Origin of the sequence: Cyclobacterium sp., from assembly GCF_014762705.1 — a bacterium.
GTDB lineage: Bacteria > Bacteroidota > Bacteroidia > Cytophagales > Cyclobacteriaceae > Cyclobacterium.
In genome coordinates, this window is record NZ_JABURL010000102.1 from 13,679 (window position 1) to 37,027 (window position 23,349).

The following is a 23,349-nucleotide window of genomic DNA, read 5'->3' on the forward strand; positions in this document are numbered from 1 at the left end:
GGCACCATTAAAATCCGGGTTATCCGGGTTGGTTCAATCCAAAAGTCCTGAGGACAATGGATTAAAAATTATCGTTCGAAATGAAAAAACATTTATTGATTATCTATTTGCTGCTGTTAACCGGAGTGGCAGAGGCCCAGATCAGATTGGGGCAAAGCCGGTATACCCGACAGGAGCCGGTAGATATTATAGATCTGGATTATTCCAATCCCAAAACGTACCGGATTGCCGGTATTGAGGCGGTTGGGTTGAGCACTTTGGATGAAACGGCCATTATTTCCCTGGCAGGACTGCGGTTGGACGATGAAATTACGGTTCCGGGTGATGCCATTTCCGGGGCTTTGAAAAAACTTTGGGCGCAGGGGATCATAGGAGATGTGAAAATCCTGGTGACCAAAATAGAAGGCGATGACATCTACTTGCTGCTGGACCTGACAGAACGGCCCCGCTTTAGCCGGGTGGAATTTTCAGGGATCAACAAAACCCAGGTAGGCGAACTGAAGGATAAAGTCAATATCCGTGGAAGGGTCGTGAGAGATGATGTGCTGAACAATGCCCAAAGAAATATCCGGGAGTATTTTGTAGATAAGGGCTTTCTCAATGCAGAAGTAAAAGTCATCCAGGAAAGGGATACCACCCTGCCCAATAGTGTGAAGTTACGTTTCGATGTGGAGAAAAAAAGCAAGGTCCGTATCAATGAAATCCGTATATCCGGAAATGAAAATATCACAGCTCCGCGGATCAAGAAAAAAATGAAGGGGACGAATGAACACGCCAGGGTATATATTTTTAAGGACCTGATATCCCGTTTCCTCAACCTCAGTGGCAAAAACCTGGGAGATGTCATCACCAAAAGGAATCCTGTGACAGATGACCAGGTCAGGGAATACATCAACAAAAATTTTAAACTTAATTTCTTTAATGGTTCCAAGTTTGTCCGTAGCGACTACCGGGACGATAAAAACTCAGTCATTGATTTTTATAACAGCCGGGGATACCGGGATGCGGAGATCCTCTCGGATAGCATCTATCGATTCGATGACAGTCGTATCAATATTGACATAGACATTGAGGAAGGGCAGCAATATTACTATCGAAACATTACCTTTTCTGGAAATTACATCCACTCTGACGCCGAATTACAGGCAAAGCTGGGCATCTATAAAGGCGACATCTACAACAAGGAAAAGATGGATAAAAGACTGAACTACGATCCTCAACGAGGGGATGATGTCAGTTCGCTTTACCAGGATAACGGATACTTGTTTTTCACCATTGACGATGTCGAAGTAAACGTAAAGGCTGATTCCATTGACGTTGAGTTGCGGATCTTCGAAGGACCGCAGGTGACCGTAAATTCTGTTTCCATAGAAGGAAATGAGCGGACCAGTGACCATGTGGTCATGCGCGAAATCAGGATTCTTCCGGGCCAGAAATTTGACAGAAGTGCCCTGGTAAGAACTATCCGTGAGCTTTCCCAAATCGGCTACTTCAACCCTGAAAACATAGAACCCGACATGCGGCCAAACTTTGAGGATGCCACCGTGGACATCACCTTTAAGCTGGAAGAAAGGCCCAATGACCAGATTGAACTTTCCGGAGGATGGGGTGGTTTGTTTGGTTTTGTAGGAACCGTAGGATTGACTTTCAATAACTTCTCTATCAAGAATATCAAGGATTTCTCCAAGTGGAGACCCCTTCCTGTCGGTGATGGGCAAAAAGTATCCCTAAGGGTGCAGGCCAATGGCCGTAGCTTCCAGAATTACAGCATGTCATTTACCGAACCCTGGTTTGGAGGCAAAAAGCCGAATGCCCTGAGCTTTAGCTTCAACCATTCCGTACAGCGGCAAATTGATTTCTTCAACCGCAATAATTTCGGTCAGGAATTGGGCTCTTTCAAAATTACCGGGGCTACCATAGGTTTGGCCAAAAGGGTGACATGGCCAGACGATTACTTTCAGGTCAGTAATAGCCTGCAGTTTCAGGTGTACGATTTTGACGAATATGGAAATTTCTTCGGTCTGAGCTACAATACAGGTACTGCCAGAAGTGTTGCGCTGAACACCACCATTGCCAGAAACAACATAGATAATCCCATTTATCCCAGGTTTGGCTCCAACATCACGCTGAGTGCCTCAATGACACCTCCATACACCTCCATGAATCCCGGAATTAACCAGGAATCTCCGGATGAGGAAAAATACCAATGGCTGGAATACCACAAGTGGATGTTTGATGCCTCATTGTACACACCTGTATTCGGATCAAACAAACTGGTCTTGAGTGCCCGAACACACCTTGGATTCGTCGGTTCTTATGGAGATCGTATCGGCATCATTCCTCTGGAGCGCTTTGTGCTGGGAGGGGATGGCATGAACATGAACAACTTTGCCCTGGGCCAGGAAATCATTGGTCTGAGGGGTTACGAAAACCAGTCCATTACACCGGGCAGGGAATTCAGAGGGCAGGCCAATGCACCCATACCCTACGGCGGTGTGGTGTACAACAAGCACGTGATGGAGTTGCGGTTTTTGGTCTCTCCAAACCCTTCCGCCACCATCTTCCTGCTGGGCTTTGCTGAGGCCGGTAATAACTGGGGCAACTATGCAGACTACAATCCGTATGACCTGAAAAAATCAGCAGGCTTTGGTGCCAGAATATTCATGCCCGCTTTTGGTCTATTGGGTATAGATTGGGGTTATGGGTTTGATGAGATCCCAACCCTGCAAAACCCGAATCCGGGACCGAGTGGAGGCATGTTCCACTTTACCATCGGGCAACAGTTCAGATAATTATGGAAAAGTCACTGAAATTGTTACTTTTGCTTTCCCTTTTCCCAATGGCCCTTATGGGACAGAAGATGGGCTATGTAGATACCGAGTATATACTGAACAAACATCCGGATTACAAGAAGATACAGGATGAAATGGAAGCGCTTAGTCTGGAATGGAGAAAAGAGGCACAAAATTTGGAAGAAGAGATTCAGCAGATGTATAGTGACCTTCAGGGAGAACAGGTATTGCTCACTGATGAAATGTACCAGGAAAGACTGGAACTGATCAGAGAGAAGCAAAAAGAGGCCAGGGCCTTCAATAACAGGATATTTGGAGAAAATGGTCAGCTTTATCAAAAACAATCCGAATTGCTTCAACCCCTGCAATCGACCATATACGATGCGATTGATCGGGTTTCTAAAAGAAATGGGTTGGCTATTTTATTCGACAAGGCATCAAGTCCCACGTCTATAATTTATACAGATCCAAGACATGATTACTCGGATTTTATCATAGAAGAATTAGGTTTAGAAGAAAACAATCAAAATTAACAAAGTTTAACAATTATGAAAGCAAGAATCATCTTATCAGCGATAGCCATCTTGTGCTTTGGATTTGTCGCCCAGGCACAGGATATCAAGATCGGTTACACCAATGTAGAATACATCATGAGCCTAATGCCGGAGATGGAGCAAATAGATGCTGATATCCAAGATTATAGCAACCAGTTGGGTCAGCAAATCCAGACCAAAACTCAGAGTTTTCAGCAGCAGGTACAAACCTATCAGCAAGCAGCGCAAACAATGACCGAGGAAGCACGTGCAACCAAGCAGCAAGAACTGCAGAACATGGAGCAGGAAATTCAAAAATTCCAACAAGATGCACAGTCTTCCTATCAGCGGAAATTACAGGAATTGCTTGAACCCGTGCAAACCAAGGTATACAATGCCATCAATTCGGTAGCAGCTGAAAACAACTACACCCATGTTTTCTCAGAATCTGCAGGACAGGCACCCGTGCTGCTTTATACCAAGGACAATGATCCTTTTACAGATTTGGTATTGAGTAAGTTGGGACTCGAAGCACCTACTGGTGGACAACCAGACCCTTCCATGCCAAGTGCTACACCTCCCGGACAATAAATCATTTATTTTCCTAAAAAAATCAAGCCCGGTTGTTATAGCTTCCGGGCTTTTTTTATCTTTATGCCAACCAAATAATTGCTAAGGGTATGTTTTTACGCACGTTAATTTTTTTGATTTTACCCCTGTTTGCTGCTTACGGCCAGGAAGAACCATCCTTTGACCTGATTGCGGATGAGGTGTATCTGGATGTGGAAAAAGAAGGGTTTAGGGAGTTCAAGTTTACGGTCAAAAATGCTGGTGAAGAGACTGCTCCTGCCGGTAGCTACCGGGTTTTTTTTAAAGTCAATGGAAAGATGCAGAGTTTTGAGATCAATACCTCTGCCCTGGAGGCAGGAAAATCATTGATTTATACCTCAGGAGAAAAAATTACGGCCAATCAACCCGGTAAGAAACTCAAATACAAGTTGATTATCCATACGAAAGATGCAGACAAAAGCAATAACCAACTGAAAGGGGAAATTATTTTGTAACGTGATTTCAGTTTAATAACGTCTTTAAAACCGGCTATTTCGTCACTGTGAAACCTTTTATGGAGCTAGGGTGATAAAGTCCCGTTTTATATGGCTTCCACCGCATCCGCTTCCACATTCAAAGCCTATCGATGACGAGTTTTTTAAATACGTGAAAATCAGCATAATAAAAACCCATATCCTCATCCCGATAGCTGCGTTTTTTAAAAAGTTATTTTTCGCTGTGACAGTAAAGCCTGGTATCGTTAAAGATCTCAAGACAAGTAACAATTAACGAATTGATATTTTAGGAGGTTACCGAAAAAATCCCCCTAGTCCTCCGCCGTGGCGGAGGGATTTTGGTTGCGATCGATTTGGAAATCCAGGCTTAACTTTTCCAAAGTTCTAAACTTTGGAAAAGTTTGGAGTTACAGGTGATTTTCATTTTTGCGTAAAAAATCCCCTGTTTTCTAAAAAGAACCTATCATCATTCCGCTTGCTGCTTTAAAAAAGATAATTGTTGGAATAACGTTTTTATAGCAGTTATTAATAAATCACGAACGAATAATCAATAGAAACCACTAGTCAATCATTATTACTTTCTTCGCTTAAAAATCCTCCCTATTTTTCATAAAAAACGATGAACAGGTTTTTAAAAAAAATAGGCTTGGTCTTCTTTCTGGCCTCCATTCAGCTCTTGACATCTTGCAGTAAAACGGAGGATCCAGCACCTGCGGCTGACTATTTCATGAAATTTAAGATCAATGGGGAATGGGTGGAGTATAGGTTGATGGAGTACCATGCTGTGATTTTCAGCTATGATGCCAATGGGGGTATTTTCAGCTCCCTGATCCAGGCCCTGGGGGAGGGAAGTACCGGCACCAGTAACTTTTTCAGCATTGCCCTATGGAGTGAGGAAGTGTTTGAAGAAAGGACCTATCAGCTGCAGGAAGGGGTCAGGGCTTACGAAAGCTCTTTTTTGCCCAGTCTGATTTTTACCCGGTCAGATTTACAGGGAAACATGTACAATGCTGCCCTGCTGCAGCAAAATTATCCGACCATAAGCGTTCCTGACAATGGCAGCCTGACATTGACCCACATCGGAACTGATTTGATAGAAGGTACATTTGAAGCTACCCTTTTTGGTCCCATTACTCCAAGTACAGGCCGTGGCGATACCGAATTAAGGGTTACAGAAGGATCATTTCGCATGAAGTTGATCGTTAACCTGCCTTGAAGGGGGTTTAATTCAGTTACCGGGGATTACAAATCCCGCGGAGCAGCATGGGAACGTGATGTTCGACATTTGCAATGTCGGACGACAGATGATCAGGATTTGTAATCCTGCTGACCTGAACTTTATGGGGATTGTTAATCCCGCAGAGCTAAATCCATTCGGGACTACCTTTCCAATTTCAATACCAACTCCGCCACTCTTCTTCCCAGTCCTTCAGCTTTTTTTAAAAACAAGATATCCACCTCTTTTCCCGTATAATCACCCTCCCCGGTAATTGCCGAAGCTCCAAATGCTGCCTCTGTTTCGGCTCCACCTATGATCAGCATCCCGTGAACCAGCATCGCACGGATCATGCCAAACATCACCGATTCTTCCCCAAGGGAAAAGCCGCCACCCGTGACAAATACGGCACCGATCTTATTTTTTAAGGGCCTGCCTTCAAATGGCCAGCTATTGATAAATTCCTGCACCTGAGGGGCCATATTGGCATTGTACACAGGGGAACCCAAAATGATGGCGGAGGCATTCAAGACCTCCTCCTCGATCACCTCCTCAACGGGTTTGATGGTGTAACTGACATTATCGACTTGTTCCACTCCCTCCGCCACAGCTTCAGCCATGGCTTGGGTATTGCCTGAACCGGAGTAATAAGCAATGAGGATGCTGGGATAATCCTGTGCCATTGCTTTTGCACTTAAGAAAATCAGGAAACATAAAATCAGGTATTGGCTGAGTGCTTTATCTTTCATTAAAATCTAAATTTTCAAGATCATCTAAATCCTTATACCTACCGCTAGCCTTTTTGGTTTTTATCAAATCCGAAATGTTTATGAGTTTCACTTCAATATTTTGAATTTTAACAATTTTCACACTCGGATAGGCATCATCAAATTCAACTCCTTGAATGGCAGTCACAATGTCAATAGCCATAGGGGGTCTTCCAAATGAAAAAACTTCATACCTGTCACTATTCAAAAATTGATCAAGACGTATGGCATTGGTGGGTAATCCAAAAAATGAAAATGCCTTAATAAGTTTTCTATAATTTTCTTCTGTTGCTTTTACCCAAATATCCATATCTCCTGTCGTCCTGTGATAACCGTGCAGAACTACTGCATACCCTCCAATTAGGATATACGCCACATCAAACTTGTTCAGACTTTCGATAAAGTCTTTAAAATCATTATTAAACAGATTAAGAAGTGCTACCATCTTTGATCAAACTTCTTACCTCAAAATAGTCCTTATCCATCTTAGGCCAGTCACTACCTACAAACCCATAGGCAGCTTGCATCAGGTGAAGAAAGACATCCCTTTTTTCTTCCTCCGAAAGGTTTTTATACTGTTTTTGATGATCCGCAGCTTCCTCGAAACTTTGGATGGCAAAAGCTTTTTTGTCTAGTTTCATTATTTACTGGTCTTTGGCAGTAGCAATATAAGCATAAAAAAAGTTCTGGATTGTGAAAATTCACGTTATGGGGATTACAAATCCCCTTTATCTTGGCCACGGGATTACAAATCCCGCAGAGCGGTACGAGAACGCGCTGTCCGACATTTGCAATGTCGGACCTCAGATTATGCAGGATTTGTAATCCTGCTGAGGTCCATTCTACGGGGATTACAAATCCCCTTTATCCGGACCACAGGATTGAAAATCCGGAGGAGCGGATCTGTACTAAAATGCCAACTTCTACTGGTATTTTCTAACATAAGCTTGTAATTTCGGTTTACTGAAAAGAAATAATGGTTCGCAACAACTCATGAATAAAAATAAAGCCAAAACAGGCATTTTATTGGTCAATTTGGGTACGCCGGACAGCACTGCCACCGCAGATGTTCGGAAATACCTCCGGGAATTTTTAATGGATGGCAGGGTGATCGATATTCCCCTTATACCCCGCTGGATGCTGGTAAACCTGATCATTGCCCCCTTCCGGGCACCCAAGTCGGCAGGGGAATACCGCAAGTTGTGGACGGAAAGAGGATCACCCCTCTTGTTTCATACAGTAGATTTAAAGGAAAAATTGATCCCCCTATTGGACAGCAGCCGATACCAGGTGGAAATGGCCATGCGCTATCAGTCACCCTCCATAGCGGATGGATTAAAGGCATTGAACAAGGCCAATGTCAAAGAGATTATCGTCTTGCCTCTTTTTCCCCAATACGCCTCAGCTACCAATGGATCGGTAATAGACAGGGTTATGGAACTGGCCCGGGAATGGCAGATCATTCCCAATATTCGCTTTATCAGCAATTTTGTGGAACATCCCCTGTTTCTGGAAGCATGGGCCGAGTTGGGTAGGGAAATGATGGCCCAGGGTGAATACGACCGCTTTCTTTTCTCCTATCACGGATTGCCAGAAAGACAGATCAGGAAAGGCTCAGTAGCTGGTTATTGCCAGTTGGGCGACTGCTGTGGCAATTACACAAAAAAGAACCAGTTCTGCTACCGGGCGCAGTGTTTTTATACCACCAGGTTGATTTCCGCTAAATTAAACCTTCCTCCAGAAAAAGTAGTCACTTGTTTTCAGTCCCGTTTGGGAAAGGATCCCTGGATCAAGCCTTACACAGAGGATCTGATAAAGGAAATGGCCGGTAAGGGCGTAAAAAAGGTATTGGTTTTTTCGCCGGCCTTTGTAGCAGATTGTTTGGAAACCACCGTGGAAGTTGGTGAGGAATATAAAGAGCAGTTTATGGAGTTGGGGGGAGAGCAATGGGACCTTGTACCCAGTCTAAACTCCCGGGATACCTGGGTAAAATGTGTGAAAGATTTGGTGACTAAAGAAGATTAAGCAGGTTACCACCTTTTCTCAGCCCTTATCATTTTCAGGAATTGGCATGGCCTTCAAGAAGGTCCTTTGCCATTTTCCTGTATTTTTCCAGATCCGGAAGTGGTATGCCGGTAAGTTTGGCTTTTTCATCCCACTCCCTCATTTTTAATATCAGCTGATGGTTTTTATCTGCCTCAAAAGCCAGGGCTTCGGCTGCCGTCATGACACCACCCTGAAACTTCAGGGTTTCCTTGCTGGCTTCGGATAATTTTCTAAAGTATTCGGGGTTTTTATAGGTTAGGTAGCGCTTGGCCGCTACATGGCTTTCCACCAAAAGCGCAATCAACTCAGGAAATCCCAGTTCTCTCAAATATTCCGCTCCCAGCTTTTCGTGGTCCATTACACCAAAACCATCCATTTCTTCCAATTCCTTTTCCTGGGCAAATAAATGGCCCAGGTCATGGAAAAATGCTGCCAGAATCACTTCAGCACCATACCCCTCCTGCTCTGCAAGCTGGGCTGCCTGGCACATGTGTTCGATTTGAGATACCGGTTCACCGATATAATCGGCATGGCCATACGATTCATACAAGGAAAAGACCGCATCAATCTTTGGCTGGGAGGACGATTTTGTCATCATCGAAATATTTTTTTTTGAAAATAATCATATTCTGCATGAATGCCTATACCGCTTAATTAAAAATTAACACAAGCTTGATAAGTAAGCGTTTTAATATCCGGTATATTTTAGGTATTTTGACAAGCAAAAATATAGCGCTACCACGCTTTCCATTTATGAAAAACCCCATCAAGCTGGCCGTATTTGACATGGCCGGAACCACCATTAAAGATCATAGCAATGTAGCACAGGCTTTTCAAAAAGCTTTTTTTAATCATGGCTACAGAAAAGTAAGCCTGGAAGAGGCAAACGAAAAAATGGGTTATCCCAAGCCGCTGGCCATCCGGGAAATGCTTCAAAACCATATTTCACCCGGTGAGCAGGTTACAGAAGCACTGATTGACAAGATTCATGATAGTTTTGTGGCGGAAATGATACAATTCTACAAGCATAGCCCTGACATAGCCCCAATGGCCGATGCCCTGGAAGTTTTTGAGTCTTTGCAACAAATGGGGATCAAAGTGGGTCTGGATACTGGTTTTAGCCGGGATATCACTGATACCATCCTGAGCAGAATTGGTTGGAAAGGGCATCCCCTGATTGACATTACGGTATGTAGCGATGAGGTTAAAAAAGGGCGGCCTCATCCGGACATGATTTTGAAAATGATGGCTGCCCTTGGTATTGGAAACCCACTTGAAGTGATCAAAATAGGAGATACTGAAGTGGATATCCATGAAGGATTAAATTCCGGTTGTCTGATGAGCATTGCAGTGACGACCGGAGCATATACCGAAGAACAATTGAGGGCACATGGTCCTACGCATGTTGTACATGCCCTCAGCGAAATCCTGCCCCTGGTGGAGCGAGAAATGGCTACACAACAGGATTAAGTCTCATGCAACGTATCCCTTTGCTGGAAAGGAAGCTGGCTGCGATCCACCCCTTTTTAATGAGTGTGTTTGCAGCATCAATGGCTTTTTTGACCTACAGCTGCATGTATGCTTTTAGGAAACCCTTTGCTGCTGCCACATTTTCCGGAGAAGAATGGTTGGGACTTGACCTTAAGGTCTGGTTGATATTGATGCAAACCATTGGCTATATGGCCAGCAAGTTTTATGGTATCAAAATGATCTCAGAGCTGAATGCCAGTCACAGGGCCAGGTTGATCCTTGTCTTGATAGGGGTCTCCTGGATGGGTCTACTGGGTTTTGCCCTGCTGCCGGCCCCCTTCAATATAGGCTGTTTTTTAATCAATGGCTTCCCGCTTGGACTGATTTGGGGCCTGGTATTTCATTATTTGGAAGGCAGAAAATTTACTGAAATGATGGGAAGTATTTTGGCCATCAGTTTTGTGTTTTCTTCAGGCTTTGTAAAATCTATTGGCAGGTACCTGTTGGAGTATTGGTCAATAGGACCCTTTTGGATGCCCTTTTTAACAGGGGCTATTTTTGTCCCCCTATTGGTTTTGACTGTTTTTTTGCTGGACCATACTCCTGCCCCCAGCAATGGGGATATTGATTTGAAAACCCAAAGAAGGTCCATGAACAGCAATGAAAGGAAGGCTTATTTCAGTCAATTCAAGGTAGGCATCATTTTGTTGGTATTGGTCTACATGATCCTAACCGCTTTCCGGGATATCAGGGACAATTTTGTGGTGGAGATCTGGAAGGACCTGAAAGTGGAAATTCCGCCGGAACTGCTTACACAGACCGAGGTGCCTGTCACATTGCTGCTATTGCTGATGATGGGCTTGCTGGTACTGGTTAAAAACAATTTAAAAGCCTTGTTTCTTTACCATTTGATCATCATTTCAGGATTTATTTTGGCCGTATTGAGTACCCTTTCCATGCTTTCGGGCTGGTTGGATCCATTTTACTGGATGGTGGCTACCGGTACCGGCATCTATATGGCCTATATTCCCTTTAACTGTCTGCTATTTGACAGGTTATTGGCAGCCTTTAAATATTCCGGAAATGTTGGATTTTTAATGTACCTGGTGGATAGTTTCGGCTATCTGGGATCTTGCGGCATTTTGGTATTCAAGCAATTCGGAGATTGGGAAGCCATGAGTTGGCTGAGTTTTTATTCCCAGGGGTTGGTTTGGATGATGGGTTTTTGTGCTGTATTGATGCTGTTAAGCGGGGTGTATTTTTTCAGGAAATTACAGGGGTACCAACTGCTTGCTGGCTTAAAAACAATCCCGGAAATACTCAGATAGATGTATTGCCACAAATAGCCAGGCCTGCCTGATGCAGACCGGTATGACAAGAAAGTCACAGCATGGGATGTTTTCAAACACCTGGCTAAAGACCGGCAGACAGGTGCGATATTCTCCCGCATACCGGAACCTTCGGAAGGGGAAAGGCATGACTTTTAGAAAAAAATATAAACAGATGAATTTAAACTTTTAACCGGCACAAGGCGAAGCCATTTTGTTTTTTCTACCAGTCCAGTCAGAAAGGTAGCTGATTTAGAACAACGTTGATTTTTCTTTTTAGAAAAACCGGAGGCAGCAAACAAGTACTTTGAAGGGCGGCAAACGCACAAGGCAGCATCATGTAAGCAAAATCAAAATATTATCATTGACTTTTTTTGGATTAGAGCCTTGGGTTATGTATTTTAAGAAGATAAAAGAAGCACAAAACATGACTTATTTAATATTCAATGCGTTTTTATCTATAAATTTTTTGTTGATTTACAATTCTATAGAGGTATTCAACAAAAAAGAGCCTATGGCCAAGCCCACTGTTCTAGCTACTTCCAATGACGATTTGGAGCGTTTTTCCACCAATAAGAGTATCCCCCTTGAAATACGCGACATTACACTGGAAGCTTTATCCTATTTTCCAGATCTTTTTGAAACAGAAATAGACTTTCAGTTCAAAAAAAACATACATGGCTCTGTGATGCAGGCACAACCGAAAGTCGGCTCCCTTTTATTTTCAAGTAAAAAAGAACGTGGCTACCGGATAAAGATCAGCCGCTACCTGGCATTGGAAGACGAGGCTGTACCAATCGAAAGCCTTCCCAAAGAAGTTCTATTGGGATGGATTGGTCATGAACTTGGGCACATACAGGACTACCTGGAAAGAAGTGCTTTCAACCTTTTGGGATTTGGTGTCAAATACTATCTTTCCAAAAGCTTTGTCAGTGAAGCTGAGATTGCTGCTGACAGTTATGCGGTGGCCTCTGGACTGGGAGAGAAAATCATTGCCACCAAGAATTTTGTGTTGAATCATGAAAAATTGCCTGAGGGCTATAAAACCAAAATCAGAACCTTGTATATGTCTCCGGGAGAAATTCTTTCCATGGTAGATGCGGAAGAAGAACTCGAAGATGAAAATTAATTGATGCTTCAATCGTTTTCCATTTTTCTAACATACAGTGCTTTGAAAGACTAACCGGGGAAATAGGGCAGATTTTGCTCCATCAGGTTCATTCAATTATCCAGTTGTCAATCAATTATTATTTTTTAGTCTTTACGGACAAACCTGTACCAAATCGGTTCTATTCGAAAACCATCATGTAAATCCGGAGTTAAGAATGGAACCATCACATGATTGGCAGCAAAAAACCAGATTGATAATGACGCAAGAATTGGCCCTTTTTCCCCTCAAATTAGTCGCATTTCCTGGAGAAGAGCTCAATCTCCACATATTTGAGCCTCGGTACAAGCAACTCATCAGCGAATGTCTGGTGAATAACGAAAGCTTTGGCATATGCACCTTTATAGACAAACTGATGCCTCTGGGAACGGAAATGATGGTGCGGGAAGTAACCAAAAGGTATGAAGACGGAAGGATGGATATAAAAACCAAAGGGCTGAAAACTTTTAAAATTCTTGATTTTAACAATCCCCTCGAAGGAAAACTATATGCCGGAGGCAAGGTGGAAATTATTCCTTTGGATAAAACCAAAGCATCCATCGAAAAAAAGGAAGCCTTCTCCAGGGCATTAGAAAATCTTTATGATCTCATGGAGCAGCCGCTGAATCTGGGAGAGATGGCAGATTTGAATTCCTTTGCCTATGCCCATAAAGTGGGCTTAAAATTAACAGAGGAATATGCACTGCTGTCGATTAACCATGAAGAAGAGCGCCTGGATTTCCTAATGCAACACTTTCAAAAAATCATTCCTATCTTGAAAGAAATTGAATCCTCCAAGCATAAAATCAAGATGAACGGACATTTCAAATATTTGGATCCTTTAAATTTTTGATACATCAGTTTTCCTGATAAAGGCTTTGCGATTAGCCCATTCGATTTGGTACCACATGTCCTGACTGGAACCAATGGTAATGCGGTGACCTGCCTGTACCCGTTTGACCAGTTTACCGGCAGCAGATGGTTGATCCATGATCAGAACAGTATTGCCTGTAATAATGGCCATTTCCGGCTTTTGGATAAAATTATTGCTGATAAAGGCCAAAACAAGAAAAATCAGGGCAGGAATGTAAAAAACAGATCTTTTTTCCCGCATCACTAATATCAGGATCAGTGATAGCAAGAGTAAAAAGGCGAAGACACCCGTAATTTCCGTTTTATAGTCCACCAAAACACTCAAAAACCTGGCTTGATCAGACACCTCATACCCTTCCAACCTGGTCTGATTGGTCAGAGATTTGATTTTTTCAATGACGGCAGGATTGGGATTGTGCTCATAGTATTTGGACAAATAGAGGGATGCCTGTCCAAAATCCCCGATTCCTTCAGCAATAAAACCCATTTTTAGCAGCATGGCCGGAGAATAGGTACCCTCCTCATGGAGGATGTTTTCATAGATTTCCAGCGCTTCCTGGTATTTCTTTTGCGAAAACAAACTGTCTGCACGTTGAAGGGGCATGGAGGCCTGAGCCTGACAATCAGCCTGATAAAGCGAAAGCAGGGAAAAAGGCAACAAAAAAGCAATAAAGATCCATCTAAGATTTGGCATTATCAATCTAGTCCGTTAAATTTGCAGTCCAATTACGGGAAAGCGAGGCGCAAAACCAAGTTTTCTTTGGAAATAATCAACAGGTTTTCCTGTTAAAATTTGTTTTCTGATTCCGTAGCTCAGCTGGTAGAGCATAACACTTTTAATGTTAGGGTCCTGGGTTCGAACCCCAGCGGGATCACCAAGTTAGAAAAGGTTGTATAGTAATATGCAATCTTTTTTTATTTAGAGATTTCATGGGGTGAGAAGTTTACCCCGACGGTCGACCTAAGGAGACCAAGTCGGGGAACTCCAGCGGGATCACCATAATTGAAAACCTTGTTCCTCGGAGCAAGGTTTTTTTCGTTTAAAGCTTTGCCCGGGTGAGAAGTTTATCCCGAAGCAGGGCTGGCTTGTGGGAGGATTCGGAGGACAAGCCGTCAAGAAAATGTCCCTTAGGAAAGTAGTATATCGGCAGGAATATTCAATTCTTTGTGGAATATTCTGGCCAGGTTCAGGGTCAAAGGCTTTTTACCGCTTAGAATCATGGAAACATAACTTTTGCTCCCCACTTTGCCAATAAGGTCTTTATTCTTTAGGCCCAATTCTTCCATTTTTAATTTAATGGTCTCAATAGGGTCAGGAAGAGGGATTGGAAAATTTCTGTCCTCATAATCCTTGATCAATAGCAGGCAGACTTCTACCTTTTTGCCCTGAGGGGAATCAGGTTTTATTCCCTTATCAAATAGCCCATCTACCCAATCAAGGTACTGCTCGTATTGCTGATCGGATTTAATTACATGGAGCTCCATATCATCTTTTTTTATAGTCCACTGTATTAACATTAATATTATCGTATTCCTTATGGGTTCCAAACCATTTGATTTGGACCGCCCTGAAATCAAAAACAAATCTAACTACCAGGCGGAAATGGTTTCCCATGATATTGAAAACAACCCGGTCATCACCCACCAAACTCGCATTTCCATAAGCCGCTTTCAATTCATTAAAATTGTTGAAATCGGATCTTAAGATTTCATGATACCACTCAAAGAGCGCAGATTTGGCTTCTGGATACTTTTCAGCGTACGCCAATAAGGTTTTGCGGGTAATTATATTAAACACACCTAAAGATGGCAAAAAGTTCACTAATAGAAAACATTTTTCCTGCGTTTTTACAATCAATTGTGAATTTTCTGTAAATCAGCTCTTTATATGTTGTAATTGTCATCGGCTAGCCATTTGTTTTTGTAAGCCAATCTGCTTATTTTTAGTAAACTGTTTTCCTGATTCAAAATACTTCCATCAGGTATGATGCTCATTCTCCCTGTTAAACATGACTAGCGGACTATACCATATAGCACTTCTTTGCCTTTTTTCCATAGCTCCGACATCCCTACATTCATTTGGCCATACTACCCTGGGTCCAACATTATCAATAGAGGCAGCGGGCAAGTTTTCCTTTCTCAAAAGCGAAAAGACCACCGAAAACCCAGTCCCCAATACCCAAATTCCGGCCCTGGAACCATTTGTTGGAAGTTTTGACCTTGTCGCCAGTCAGAATTTCCCCAACGGCAATACACGGGCAGATACCATGTCTTTTTATTTTGGCTGCGAAAAAACCGCTATAATTATCCATGCCAAAGGGAGTCAGCCCGATATGAGAATGGTATTCCATCCTTCAGATGCCAGCATAACGGCCTTATTCGAAATGAAAGGCCAGAAAGGGGGTTATGTGCTGCCGATGAATGACAAGTATTGGCCCGGGATAAAGCATGCCAAGGGCCAGGTTGAAGCCAAAACAAGTGCCCAGCCCACCTATACGGGCGAAACCAGGACCATTGAAGGCTATTCCTGCGAAAAGGTGCTTGCCGAAAGCAGCGATTACAAAGCTGAGATGTGGATCACCAAAGATATACCCCTCAGCATGATGCAAATCTTAAGTTACCAAACGGTAGGTGCCGGAAAGTCCCAGGATGAGCTGGAGCAATTTGGGCAATTTGGCGTAAAAGGGCTTCCCCTGCAGGTAAACCTGAGCAGCAAACAAGGAAAAGCAGCTGTTCAACTCAACCTGATCAATTTTCAGGATTCGGTGGAAGATGCCATTTTCAGTACCCAGGGCGACAAACTTTCCAATGTAGAATAATTAATTTCTTCACCCTGTTTTTTGGACCGGTTTTTATAGGGATAGCCTACAAAGGTACACCCTGAAATGGTCCATTTGCAGGAAAGGCACCATAACTTAAAATCGCTTATGGACCAATATTTACCCAATTGGAAACAATTAAACAAGCCTTGAACAGGATCCTGCTCAGTCATGTCGATTGGGGTTATTAAGGTACCATGGGGGAGCCTGCACTGATTTTTCAGGGCGGGGTTATCAGGTAACTTTCTAAAAATTCCAATTGATAGAAATTAAAGATGTTCGAAAAATCCCCTTGACTCCGCCGGAGCAGAGGAACTTATTTACAGAAATCCGAAGGAGATGGCGATTCGCTTTTGCATGTAAACTGGCAAAATGTACTTCATCTAGAATCAAACTCAGGTTTTTATTCTACACATATGTGAAAAAATGCGCTAGATTCTCAAGGCTGTTCTGGCTATCAGAATATAAAAAAAGCCGCTGTAAACAGCGGCTTTTTTATGCTTATAAAAATTTAAAATTACAATCTTTTGATGCGGATATTCCTGAACCAGACATCGTCATTATGGTCCTGCAAGGCGATTTTACCCTCCTTGAAGGTAGCAAAATCTTCCCATTGGGCAAACTTGCTTTCCGCCACCATGGCTTTCCATTGATCATCCCATAGCGTGGTTTCCACTGTTTTTACGCCATTCAGGAAAAACTGCAGTTGCCCATCTTCTACTTTGATTTCTGATTTGTTCCATTCCCCTACAGGTTTGGCAGCTTCCTCAGTAGATTCGATCAGGTCGTACAGGTCACCGGTACGATGAGTGATTATTTTTCCATCAGGATGGCCATCATTGTCCAGCAATTGGTATTCGGGTCCGGTGAAATAGGGAGCCCCATATTCACCATTATCCTGTACATGAAACATGATGCCACTATTGCCATTTTCAGAGATTTTCCATTCTAACTCCAGGTGGAAATCACCAAAACTTTCTTTGGTGACCAAATCTCCTGCGCTAGCACCATCTTCTTTCTTTTGGGCATTAAAGTATAGGACACCATCCGCTGCTTCCCAGGCTTCTCCGGGTTGATCCTTGCCGTACCCTGTCCAGCCAGTAAGGCTGTTGCCGTCAAAAAGGCTGATCCATTCTTCTTCAGTCACAATAATCTCCTCGATATTTTCCTCAGTAGCGGTATTCTCCTGGCTAGATGGGCCACAGCTCCAAACTGCCAGTGACATAACCGCTAATGATAGGGTTGTTTTTTGCATCATTTATTTTTTTAGCAAGAGTACGTACCTTACCATGTCTTTGGCATCATCTTCAGACAAGGCCGGATGGGCAGGCATAGGGATTTCTCCCCACTCACCTACATTCCCTGCAATGACCCTGCCGGCAAGCATTTCTACATTTTCTTCCGTGCTCTCATATTTTGCGGCCACATCGGCATAAGATGGACCCACTATTTTTCTTTCAATCATGTGGCAACTTGGGCAGTCATTCTGCTGCATCAATTCCACACCTCTGATAAAAATGGGGTCATCTTTGTACTTTTCTTCCAGGTTCACCTCTTTTGGTGGTTCGGGAGCAGGTGGAGGGGTACTGGATGTTGATTCAGACTCGGAACTTCCGCCACCGGAGCCACCGCAGGATACAGCCATCATTGCACTTGCAAGGATGGCCAGGCTTAGCTTGATATTTAACTTCATTGTTTGTTATAGATAGATTAATTGATTCCTAATATTTTTTTATTCAATCCTTCATCAGCTCCGGTGGAGGCAAAATCGTCAAATGTTTTCTCTGTCACCCGGATAATTTTATCGCTGATAAATTTGGCTCCTTCTATGGCACCGTTTTCAGGGTGTTTCAAAGCACATTCCCATTCCAATACTGCCCAGCCATCAAAACCATACTGAGACAATTTGCTGAAAATGGCATTGAAATCTACCTGTCCGTCTCCAAGAGAACGGAACCTTCCGGCCCTTTCCACCCAGCTGGAATAGCCGCCGTACACGCCTTGCCTGCCGGTAGGGTTGAATTCAGCATCCTTGACATGAAACATTTTGATCCTGTCCTTGTAAATGTCAATAAATTCAACGTAATCCAGACATTGTAAAACAAAATGGCTGGGATCATACAGGATATTGGCCCTTTTGTGGTGATTAACTTTTTCTAAAAACAGCTCAAAGGTAACGCCATCGTGCAGGTCCTCTCCGGGATGCAACTCATAACACACATCCACTCCGTATTTATCAAATTCATCAAGTATGGGAAGCCATCTTCTGGCCAATTCTTCAAATCCAGTGTCCACCAGACCGGCTGGGCGCTGCGGCCAGGGGTAAACAGTATGCCACATTAATGCACCGCTAAAGGTGGCATGGGTGTTCATACCGAAATTTTTGGAAGCTTTGGCTGCCCACATCAGTTGCTGCACGGCCCATTCCTGCTTTCCCTTGAGGTTTCCTGCCAGCTCTGCCGGTGCAAAAGCATCAAACAATTCATTGTAGGCTGGATGTACAGCCACCAATTGCCCCTGGAGGTGGGTAGAAAAATCAGATATTTCCACTCCGGCGGCCTTAACGGTAGCCTGGATTTCTTTGACATAGTTCATGTCCTCAGCCGCTTTTTGCAGATCAATAAGCCGGGCATCCCAGGTAGGGATCTGTACGGCTTTGTAGCCAATACTTGCTGCCCAGGTACAAATGTCCTTCAGGTTATTGAAAGGTGCTACATCATCTGCAAATTGCGCCAGAAATAAGGCTGGTCCTTTAATGGTTTTCATAAGGGTCTTTGTTTTTTAAAGTTCAAATTTAGTCCATTTTTCGTTAGATTTCCCACTCTTTACAACATGTTCTACAAAAGCCATGCCCCGGAGTCCATCTTCGGCTCCCGGAAAGTCTTCCCATTCCTTTAAAGGCTGTTCTCCATTCTTCCTGGCATACAATGTTCTGGCAAAATTGCGGTACAAGTTGGCAAAGGCCTCCAGGTAACCTTCCGGATGTCCGCCAGGGGTACGGATATTTTCCATCGCCCAGGAAGAAAGGTAAGGAATGTTTCCTCCCGTGCGGTAAATCTGGTCGGGAGCTTCCGGGTGCCTTACGATCAGGGAATTGGCATTGTCCTGTTCCCATTCCAGACCGGCCTTATCTCCAAACACCCTGATTTTGATATTGTTTTCTGCTCCGGTAGCAATCTGAGTTGCCATCAAAACTCCTGAAGCCCCATTATCGAATTTCAGCAATACCGCTCCATCATCATCCAGGGTCCTGCCTTCCACCACTATATTTAAATCAGCGCAAAGCTTTGTCAGCTTAAGGCCACTCACATATTCAGCCAGGTTAAAGGCATGCGTACCAATATCTCCCATGCAATTGGCGATGCCACTTTTTGTGGGGTCTGTCCTCCAGATCGCCTGCTTGTAATCCGTCTTTTCCAAAGTAGTCCAAAGCCAGCCCTGAGGATATTCCACATAGACCTTCCTGATTTTTCCCAATACTCCGCTTGCAATCAGGTGTCGGGCTTCTTTTACCATAGGATAACCAGTATAGGTATGGGTCAGACAAAATAAAAGTCCTGTATCTTCAATAATTTTATTGAGTTCCTTGGCCTCTTCGTAATTAAAAGTCATGGGCTTATCCAATACCACATGGAAACCATTCTCAAGGGCTTTTCTGGTGGGATCAAAATGTACGTGATTGGGAGTAACGATGGCGACAAAATCGATTCTTTCTTCCTCAGGCAATTGCTTTTCTTTGGCAAACATTTCATCATAGGACCCATATACCCTTTCGGCAGGCAAAAGGAGTTCCTTGCCCGTCTCGGCAGATTTTTCAGGACTGCTGCTAAAAGCTCCTGCAGCCAGTTCAATAATACCATCCATGGCAGCGGAAATTCTATGGACTGCCCCTATAAAAGAGCCGGGTCCACCACCAATCATACCCATTTTAAGTTTTCTTTTGCTCATTATTCTGATCTTTGGTTTACTGGTTTTTTTAGTTCGATTTAAACTTCTATATTTATTTTCGGGTGAAAGAAATGCAATGATTTCCAGCTTGAGCAAAACACCCGAATGCCAGACTGAGAATACCTCTCTCACTTTCCGAAATGATAAATTTACATTAAATTGGCTTAAATTTAAATAAATCCCACAATAGTTTGAAGGCTGATTGCCCCCTGCAAAAACCATAATCCTGAATAAACATGACGACAAACAACCGATTTAAGCTTTCCCTGATGATGTTTCTGGAGTTTTTTGTGTGGGGATCCTGGTATGTTACTTTGGGGACTTTTCTGGGGAATAATCTGGAGGCTAGTGGGGCACAACTGGCAGCTGCCTTTTCTACCCAGTCATTTGGGGCCATCATAGCTCCTTTTGTCATCGGCCTGATAGCGGACAGGTACTTCAATGCAGAAAAAATTCTCGGTATTTTACATTTGCTGGGAGCAGTGTTGATGTACCTGATGTTTATTTCAGACAGTTTTGCTGCATTCTACCCCTATGTCTTTCTGTACATGTTGATTTATATGCCAACCCTGGCTTTGGCCAATTCCGTTTCATTCAGCCAGATGAAAGACCCTTCCAGGGAATTCAGCAGTATCAGGGTTTGGGGCACCATTGGTTGGATTGCTTCCGGTTTGATGATCAGCTTTTTCTTTGTTTGGGACAGTCCGGCGGCCATTGGTGAGGGCCTTTTGCGAAATACCTTCCTGATGTCTTCCATTTCTTCACTGGTTCTGGGGTTATTTGCTTTTACCTTACCGGCAACGCCCCCTGCCGCAAAAAATAATGAAAAGCAGTCTGTTTCAGAACTGCTGGGCTTGGATGCCCTGAAGCTATTAAAGGATAAGGATTTTGCTATTTTCTTTATATCCTCGGTTTTGATTTGTATTCCCCTGGCCTTTTATTACCAGAATGCCAATCCCTTTTTGTCAGAAGTTGGCCTATCCAATCCTACAGGTAAAATGACTATTGGACAGGTATCGGAAGTTTTGTTTCTTTTATTGATGCCCTTCTTTTTCAGGAAATTTGGTTTAAAAACCACTTTGGTGGTGGGCATGTTGGCCTGGGTGGTCCGCTATGTGTTTTTTGCTTTTGGTGATGCAGGGGAAGGAACTTACTTGCTGATCATTGGTATTGCCCTGCATGGTATCTGTTATGATTTCTTCTTTGTTTCGGGTCAGATTTATACCGATTCCAAGGCAGGACCCAAATATAAAAGTGCAGCGCAGGGACTGATCACCCTGGCCACTTACGGTATAGGCATGCTGATAGGCTTTTGGATAGCGGGATTTGTGTCCGATATGTATTTTTCTGACGGGGTTCATCAATGGAAAAATATCTGGTTGATCCCTTCTGGGATTGCGTTCTTTGTCACCATTTTGTTTGTGGTTTTTTTCAAGGACAATGACTTCAAGAAAGCCAATGCGCTGCGGCGGGATAAGAAAAACATTCAGCAATCCAGTGAGTTACCTACATAATAGTTAAGGGAAAAAGTAATTTAGAGTATTTATAAATAGGCTGTAGTGAAAAGAGTAAAAGGATAAAATCATACGAATTCTTTAAAAATATCAATAGTATTGCAATACCTAAAATAAACAATTCATATATATGGCTAATCAAAGTTATGACGCTATTGTCGTTGGTTCCGGAATCAGCGGCGGATGGGCAGCAAAAGAACTGACAGAGAAGGGTATGAAAGTCCTTCTTTTGGAGAGGGGACCTGATGTCAAACACGTACAGGATTATAAAAATGCAACCAAAGCACCCTGGGAAATACCACACAGGGGTAGGAGAACCGTTGAAATGTTGGAAAATCATCCCAATCTGAGAAGGGATTATGTGCTTAATGAACTCAATCTGGACTGGTGGGCGCACGAGGACGATTCTCCATACATCGAGAAAAAACCATTTACCTGGTTCCGGGGCTACCAGGTTGGGGGGCGTTCCCTGCTTTGGGGACGGCAATCTTACCGTTGGGCAGATATAGACTTTGAGGCCAATGCAAAACAAGGAATTGCAGTCGATTGGCCAATCAGATACAAAGACCTGGCACCCTGGTACAGTTATGTAGAAAAATTTGCGGGTATTTCCGGCAACAAGGATGGTCTGGACATTTTACCTGATGGAGAGTTTATGCCGGCGATTCCTTTAAACTGTGTAGAGAAGGATGTGGCAGAGCGATTGAAGAACCACTTTGGTGGATCCAGGGTAATGACCAACGCCCGGGTGGCCAATATCACCCAGCCTCTTCCGGGAAGACCGGGCTGTCAGTATAGGAACAAATGTTCGCTGGGTTGTCCCTTTGGAGGCTACTTTAGCACCCAGTCCTCAACCCTACCGGCAGCGGAAGCCACAGGTAATCTCACACTCCGGCCATGGTCCATTGTTACCAGGGTATTGTATGACAAAGACAACAAAAAGGCTACGGGAGTAGAAGTTCTCGATGGGGAGACCAATGAAACGTATGAATTTGATGCCAAAATCGTGTTTCTTTGTGCTTCAGCCTTTAATTCTACGGCTGTATTGATGCGGTCTGCGACAGATATCTGGCCAGAAGGGCTGGGCAGCAGTTCCGGGGAGTTGGGACACAATGTGATGGATCACCATTTTCGTCTGGGAGCCAATGGCACCGTAGAGGGCTATGAGGATAAATATTATTTCGGCAGAAGGCCGGGAGGCTTTTATGTACCCCGCTACCGGAATGTAGGTAGTGAAAGCAGGGATTATGTCCGTGGCTTCGGTTACCAGGGAGGAGCCAGCAGACAAGGCTGGAGCAGGACGGTTGCAGAACTGGATTTTGGCGCACCGTTGAAAGCAGAGTTGACCGAACCAGGAGCCTGGACCCTGGGTATGACCGCCTTTGGCGAGATTCTTCCCTATCATGACAACACCATAAAGCTCAGCAAAACCGAGAAGGACAAATGGGGCATGTATGTGTTGGAAATGGATGCAGAAATCCGTGACAACGAAAAGAAAATGCGGGTAGACATGATGAATGATGCCGCAGAAATGCTGGAAGCCGCCGGAGTGAAAGATGTATCTACCTATGACAGAGGCTACACTTTCGGACAAGGCATACACGAAATGGGTACAGCAAGGATGGGAAGAGATCCCAAATCCTCTGTCTTGAATGGCAACAACCAGGTTTGGGATGCGAAAAATGTATTCGTTACAGATGGGGCTGCCATGGTATCAGCTGCAGCTCAGAATCCTTCCCTGACTTACATGGCCATGACCGCCAGAGCAGCAAACTTTGCAGTGGAAGAATTGAAGAAAGGCAATTTGTAAAACCCAAAAAAAGAAACAAGAT

Annotated in this window: 24 protein-coding genes and 1 tRNA gene; 14 read left to right on the plus strand and 11 right to left on the minus strand. The window is 43.7% G+C overall.

Translation table 11 applies throughout. The features are described from left to right. Window positions 1-80: 80 nt before the first annotated feature. The 5 genes from HUJ21_RS19995 (at window position 81) to HUJ21_RS20015 (ending at window position 5,605) form a co-directional block, all read left to right on the plus strand. Entirely contained in the window at window positions 81-2,792 is a 2,712-nt protein-coding gene (locus HUJ21_RS19995; protein WP_291372308.1) for a POTRA domain-containing protein, read from the plus strand. A 2-nt stretch (window positions 2,793-2,794) separates the two neighbouring features. Next, window positions 2,795-3,325, plus strand: a complete 531-nt coding sequence (locus HUJ21_RS20000) for an OmpH family outer membrane protein (RefSeq protein WP_291372309.1) — start codon at window positions 2,795-2,797, stop codon at window positions 3,323-3,325. 15 nt (window positions 3,326-3,340) lie between these two features. Next, window positions 3,341-3,916 carry an OmpH family outer membrane protein gene (locus tag HUJ21_RS20005; protein WP_291372310.1) on the plus strand — a complete coding sequence of 192 codons (576 nt, stop codon included), beginning with the start codon at window positions 3,341-3,343 and terminating at the stop codon, window positions 3,914-3,916. An 89-nt stretch (window positions 3,917-4,005) separates the two neighbouring features. Next, on the plus strand, window positions 4,006-4,389 hold the full coding sequence (locus HUJ21_RS20010) for a hypothetical protein (RefSeq protein WP_291372312.1): 384 nt from the start codon (window positions 4,006-4,008) through the stop codon (window positions 4,387-4,389). Between the two features lie 619 nt (window positions 4,390-5,008). Continuing rightward, window positions 5,009-5,605, plus strand: coding sequence for a hypothetical protein (locus tag HUJ21_RS20015; protein ID WP_291372314.1), 597 nt, complete (start codon window positions 5,009-5,011; stop codon window positions 5,603-5,605). 164 nt (window positions 5,606-5,769) lie between these two features. Here the strand turns inward: HUJ21_RS20015 and HUJ21_RS20020 are convergent, their stop codons facing one another. From HUJ21_RS20020 to HUJ21_RS20030, 3 genes are read right to left on the minus strand one after another with little or no spacing between them, the layout of a single operon-like run. After that, window positions 5,770-6,354: a flavodoxin family protein gene (locus tag HUJ21_RS20020; RefSeq protein WP_291372316.1), complete on the minus strand. Its 585-nt coding sequence runs from the start codon at window positions 6,352-6,354 to the stop codon at window positions 5,770-5,772. Beyond that, a complete protein-coding gene (locus tag HUJ21_RS20025) occupies window positions 6,344-6,817 on the minus strand; it encodes a DUF6036 family nucleotidyltransferase (RefSeq protein ID WP_291372317.1) in 474 nt (157 codons plus the stop codon). The genes HUJ21_RS20020 and HUJ21_RS20025 overlap by 11 nt, the downstream gene beginning before the upstream one ends. Next, window positions 6,801-7,013 (minus strand): hypothetical protein, encoded by a 213-nt coding sequence (locus tag HUJ21_RS20030; RefSeq protein WP_291372319.1) that lies wholly within the window; start codon window positions 7,011-7,013, stop codon window positions 6,801-6,803. The genes HUJ21_RS20025 and HUJ21_RS20030 overlap by 17 nt, the downstream gene beginning before the upstream one ends. A 352-nt stretch (window positions 7,014-7,365) precedes the next feature. On the opposite strand from HUJ21_RS20030, the gene hemH reads away from it, so the two are divergent. Then, window positions 7,366-8,397: a ferrochelatase gene (hemH, locus tag HUJ21_RS20035; RefSeq protein WP_291372320.1), complete on the plus strand. Its 1,032-nt coding sequence runs from the start codon at window positions 7,366-7,368 to the stop codon at window positions 8,395-8,397. Window positions 8,398-8,431: 34 nt separating this feature from the next. Here the strand turns inward: hemH and HUJ21_RS20040 are convergent, their stop codons facing one another. Further along, window positions 8,432-9,013, minus strand: a complete 582-nt coding sequence (locus tag HUJ21_RS20040) for an HD domain-containing protein (protein ID WP_291372395.1) — start codon at window positions 9,011-9,013, stop codon at window positions 8,432-8,434. A gap of 158 nt (window positions 9,014-9,171) precedes the next feature. On the opposite strand from HUJ21_RS20040, the gene HUJ21_RS20045 reads away from it, so the two are divergent. The 4 genes from HUJ21_RS20045 to HUJ21_RS20060 all read left to right on the plus strand — a co-directional run bounded on the left by HUJ21_RS20045 (window position 9,172) and on the right by HUJ21_RS20060 (window position 13,216). After that, the gene (locus tag HUJ21_RS20045) at window positions 9,172-9,888 is read left to right on the plus strand and encodes an HAD hydrolase-like protein (protein WP_291372322.1); all 717 of its coding nucleotides are present in this window, start codon (window positions 9,172-9,174) and stop codon (window positions 9,886-9,888) included. A gap of 5 nt (window positions 9,889-9,893) precedes the next feature. After that, the gene (locus tag HUJ21_RS20050; protein WP_291372323.1) at window positions 9,894-11,216 is read left to right on the plus strand and encodes a DUF5690 family protein; all 1,323 of its coding nucleotides are present in this window, start codon (window positions 9,894-9,896) and stop codon (window positions 11,214-11,216) included. Between the two features lie 427 nt (window positions 11,217-11,643). Then, window positions 11,644-12,345: a hypothetical protein gene (locus HUJ21_RS20055; RefSeq protein WP_291372324.1), complete on the plus strand. Its 702-nt coding sequence runs from the start codon at window positions 11,644-11,646 to the stop codon at window positions 12,343-12,345. 238 nt (window positions 12,346-12,583) lie between these two features. Then, window positions 12,584-13,216: an LON peptidase substrate-binding domain-containing protein gene (locus HUJ21_RS20060; RefSeq protein ID WP_291372325.1), complete on the plus strand. Its 633-nt coding sequence runs from the start codon at window positions 12,584-12,586 to the stop codon at window positions 13,214-13,216. Here the strand turns inward: HUJ21_RS20060 and HUJ21_RS20065 are convergent. Beyond that, window positions 13,205-13,930 carry a hypothetical protein gene (locus HUJ21_RS20065; protein WP_291372327.1) on the minus strand — a complete coding sequence of 242 codons (726 nt, stop codon included), beginning with the start codon at window positions 13,928-13,930 and terminating at the stop codon, window positions 13,205-13,207. The two genes, HUJ21_RS20060 and HUJ21_RS20065, sit on opposite strands and share 12 nt — an antisense overlap. A gap of 108 nt (window positions 13,931-14,038) precedes the next feature. Between HUJ21_RS20065 and HUJ21_RS20070 the strand changes: the two genes are divergently transcribed. Beyond that, window positions 14,039-14,114: transfer RNA gene (locus HUJ21_RS20070), tRNA-Lys, on the plus strand. Window positions 14,115-14,364: 250 nt separating this feature from the next. Here HUJ21_RS20070 and HUJ21_RS20075 read toward each other — a convergent pair. Together HUJ21_RS20075 and HUJ21_RS20080 are read right to left on the minus strand one after the other, a co-directional pair. After that, window positions 14,365-14,721: a transcriptional regulator gene (locus HUJ21_RS20075; protein WP_291372328.1), complete on the minus strand. Its 357-nt coding sequence runs from the start codon at window positions 14,719-14,721 to the stop codon at window positions 14,365-14,367. Between the two features lies 1 nt (window position 14,722). Next, entirely contained in the window at window positions 14,723-15,034 is a 312-nt protein-coding gene (locus tag HUJ21_RS20080) for a type II toxin-antitoxin system HigB family toxin (RefSeq protein ID WP_291372329.1), read from the minus strand. Window positions 15,035-15,245: 211 nt separating this feature from the next. On the opposite strand from HUJ21_RS20080, the gene HUJ21_RS20085 reads away from it, so the two are divergent. Further along, window positions 15,246-16,055, plus strand: coding sequence for a DUF4412 domain-containing protein (locus tag HUJ21_RS20085; protein WP_291372331.1), 810 nt, complete (start codon window positions 15,246-15,248; stop codon window positions 16,053-16,055). 517 nt (window positions 16,056-16,572) lie between these two features. Here the strand turns inward: HUJ21_RS20085 and HUJ21_RS20090 are convergent. Genes HUJ21_RS20090 through HUJ21_RS20105 form a run of 4 tightly spaced genes read right to left on the minus strand, consistent with a single transcriptional unit; the run spans window position 16,573 to window position 20,003 of the window. Then, window positions 16,573-17,313, minus strand: a complete 741-nt coding sequence (locus HUJ21_RS20090; RefSeq protein WP_366483763.1) for a DUF1080 domain-containing protein — start codon at window positions 17,311-17,313, stop codon at window positions 16,573-16,575. Then, a complete protein-coding gene (locus HUJ21_RS20095; protein ID WP_291372333.1) occupies window positions 17,314-17,748 on the minus strand; it encodes a c-type cytochrome in 435 nt (144 codons plus the stop codon). It lies immediately after the preceding gene. 17 nt (window positions 17,749-17,765) lie between these two features. Further along, on the minus strand, window positions 17,766-18,821 hold the full coding sequence (locus HUJ21_RS20100) for a sugar phosphate isomerase/epimerase (RefSeq protein WP_291372335.1): 1,056 nt from the start codon (window positions 18,819-18,821) through the stop codon (window positions 17,766-17,768). Window positions 18,822-18,836: 15 nt separating this feature from the next. Next, window positions 18,837-20,003 carry a Gfo/Idh/MocA family oxidoreductase gene (locus HUJ21_RS20105; RefSeq protein WP_291372337.1) on the minus strand — a complete coding sequence of 389 codons (1,167 nt, stop codon included), beginning with the start codon at window positions 20,001-20,003 and terminating at the stop codon, window positions 18,837-18,839. Between the two features lie 236 nt (window positions 20,004-20,239). Between HUJ21_RS20105 and HUJ21_RS20110 the strand changes: the two genes are divergently transcribed. Both HUJ21_RS20110 and HUJ21_RS20115 read left to right on the plus strand, forming a co-directional pair. Continuing rightward, window positions 20,240-21,517 carry a nucleoside permease gene (locus HUJ21_RS20110; protein ID WP_291372339.1) on the plus strand — a complete coding sequence of 426 codons (1,278 nt, stop codon included), beginning with the start codon at window positions 20,240-20,242 and terminating at the stop codon, window positions 21,515-21,517. A gap of 130 nt (window positions 21,518-21,647) precedes the next feature. Further along, on the plus strand, window positions 21,648-23,327 hold the full coding sequence (locus tag HUJ21_RS20115) for a GMC family oxidoreductase (protein WP_291372340.1): 1,680 nt from the start codon (window positions 21,648-21,650) through the stop codon (window positions 23,325-23,327). Window positions 23,328-23,349: the final 22 nt, after the last annotated feature.

Bases quoted from the DNA above. Each gene is read 5' to 3' on its own strand.
- HUJ21_RS20010 (WP_291372312.1), top strand. From the start codon at position 4,006: ATGTTTTTACGCACGTTAATTTTTTTGATTTTACCCCTGTTTGCTGCT.
- HUJ21_RS20075 (WP_291372328.1), bottom strand. From the start codon at position 14,721: ATGGAGCTCCATGTAATTAAATCCGATCAGCAATACGAGCAGTACCTT.
- HUJ21_RS20105 (WP_291372337.1), bottom strand. From the start codon at position 20,003: ATGAGCAAAAGAAAACTTAAAATGGGTATGATTGGTGGTGGACCCGGC.
- HUJ21_RS20015 (WP_291372314.1), top strand. From the start codon at position 5,009: ATGAACAGGTTTTTAAAAAAAATAGGCTTGGTCTTCTTTCTGGCCTCC.
- HUJ21_RS20110 (WP_291372339.1), top strand. From the start codon at position 20,240: ATGACGACAAACAACCGATTTAAGCTTTCCCTGATGATGTTTCTGGAG.
- HUJ21_RS20000 (WP_291372309.1), top strand. From the start codon at position 2,795: ATGGAAAAGTCACTGAAATTGTTACTTTTGCTTTCCCTTTTCCCAATG.
- HUJ21_RS20060 (WP_291372325.1), top strand. From the start codon at position 12,584: ATGACGCAAGAATTGGCCCTTTTTCCCCTCAAATTAGTCGCATTTCCT.
- HUJ21_RS19995 (WP_291372308.1), top strand. From the start codon at position 81: ATGAAAAAACATTTATTGATTATCTATTTGCTGCTGTTAACCGGAGTG.
- HUJ21_RS20100 (WP_291372335.1), bottom strand. From the start codon at position 18,821: ATGAAAACCATTAAAGGACCAGCCTTATTTCTGGCGCAATTTGCAGAT.
- HUJ21_RS20045 (WP_291372322.1), top strand. From the start codon at position 9,172: ATGAAAAACCCCATCAAGCTGGCCGTATTTGACATGGCCGGAACCACC.
- HUJ21_RS20030 (WP_291372319.1), bottom strand. From the start codon at position 7,013: ATGAAACTAGACAAAAAAGCTTTTGCCATCCAAAGTTTCGAGGAAGCT.
- HUJ21_RS20095 (WP_291372333.1), bottom strand. From the start codon at position 17,748: ATGAAGTTAAATATCAAGCTAAGCCTGGCCATCCTTGCAAGTGCAATG.
- hemH (WP_291372320.1), top strand. From the start codon at position 7,366: ATGAATAAAAATAAAGCCAAAACAGGCATTTTATTGGTCAATTTGGGT.
- HUJ21_RS20065 (WP_291372327.1), bottom strand. From the start codon at position 13,930: ATGCCAAATCTTAGATGGATCTTTATTGCTTTTTTGTTGCCTTTTTCC.
- HUJ21_RS20055 (WP_291372324.1), top strand. From the start codon at position 11,644: ATGACTTATTTAATATTCAATGCGTTTTTATCTATAAATTTTTTGTTG.
- HUJ21_RS20040 (WP_291372395.1), bottom strand. From the start codon at position 9,013: ATGACAAAATCGTCCTCCCAGCCAAAGATTGATGCGGTCTTTTCCTTG.
- HUJ21_RS20090 (WP_366483763.1), bottom strand. From the start codon at position 17,313: ATGATGCAAAAAACAACCCTATCATTAGCGGTTATGTCACTGGCAGTT.
- HUJ21_RS20005 (WP_291372310.1), top strand. From the start codon at position 3,341: ATGAAAGCAAGAATCATCTTATCAGCGATAGCCATCTTGTGCTTTGGA.
- HUJ21_RS20085 (WP_291372331.1), top strand. From the start codon at position 15,246: ATGACTAGCGGACTATACCATATAGCACTTCTTTGCCTTTTTTCCATA.
- HUJ21_RS20050 (WP_291372323.1), top strand. From the start codon at position 9,894: ATGCAACGTATCCCTTTGCTGGAAAGGAAGCTGGCTGCGATCCACCCC.
- HUJ21_RS20025 (WP_291372317.1), bottom strand. From the start codon at position 6,817: ATGGTAGCACTTCTTAATCTGTTTAATAATGATTTTAAAGACTTTATC.
- HUJ21_RS20020 (WP_291372316.1), bottom strand. From the start codon at position 6,354: ATGAAAGATAAAGCACTCAGCCAATACCTGATTTTATGTTTCCTGATT.
- HUJ21_RS20115 (WP_291372340.1), top strand. From the start codon at position 21,648: ATGGCTAATCAAAGTTATGACGCTATTGTCGTTGGTTCCGGAATCAGC.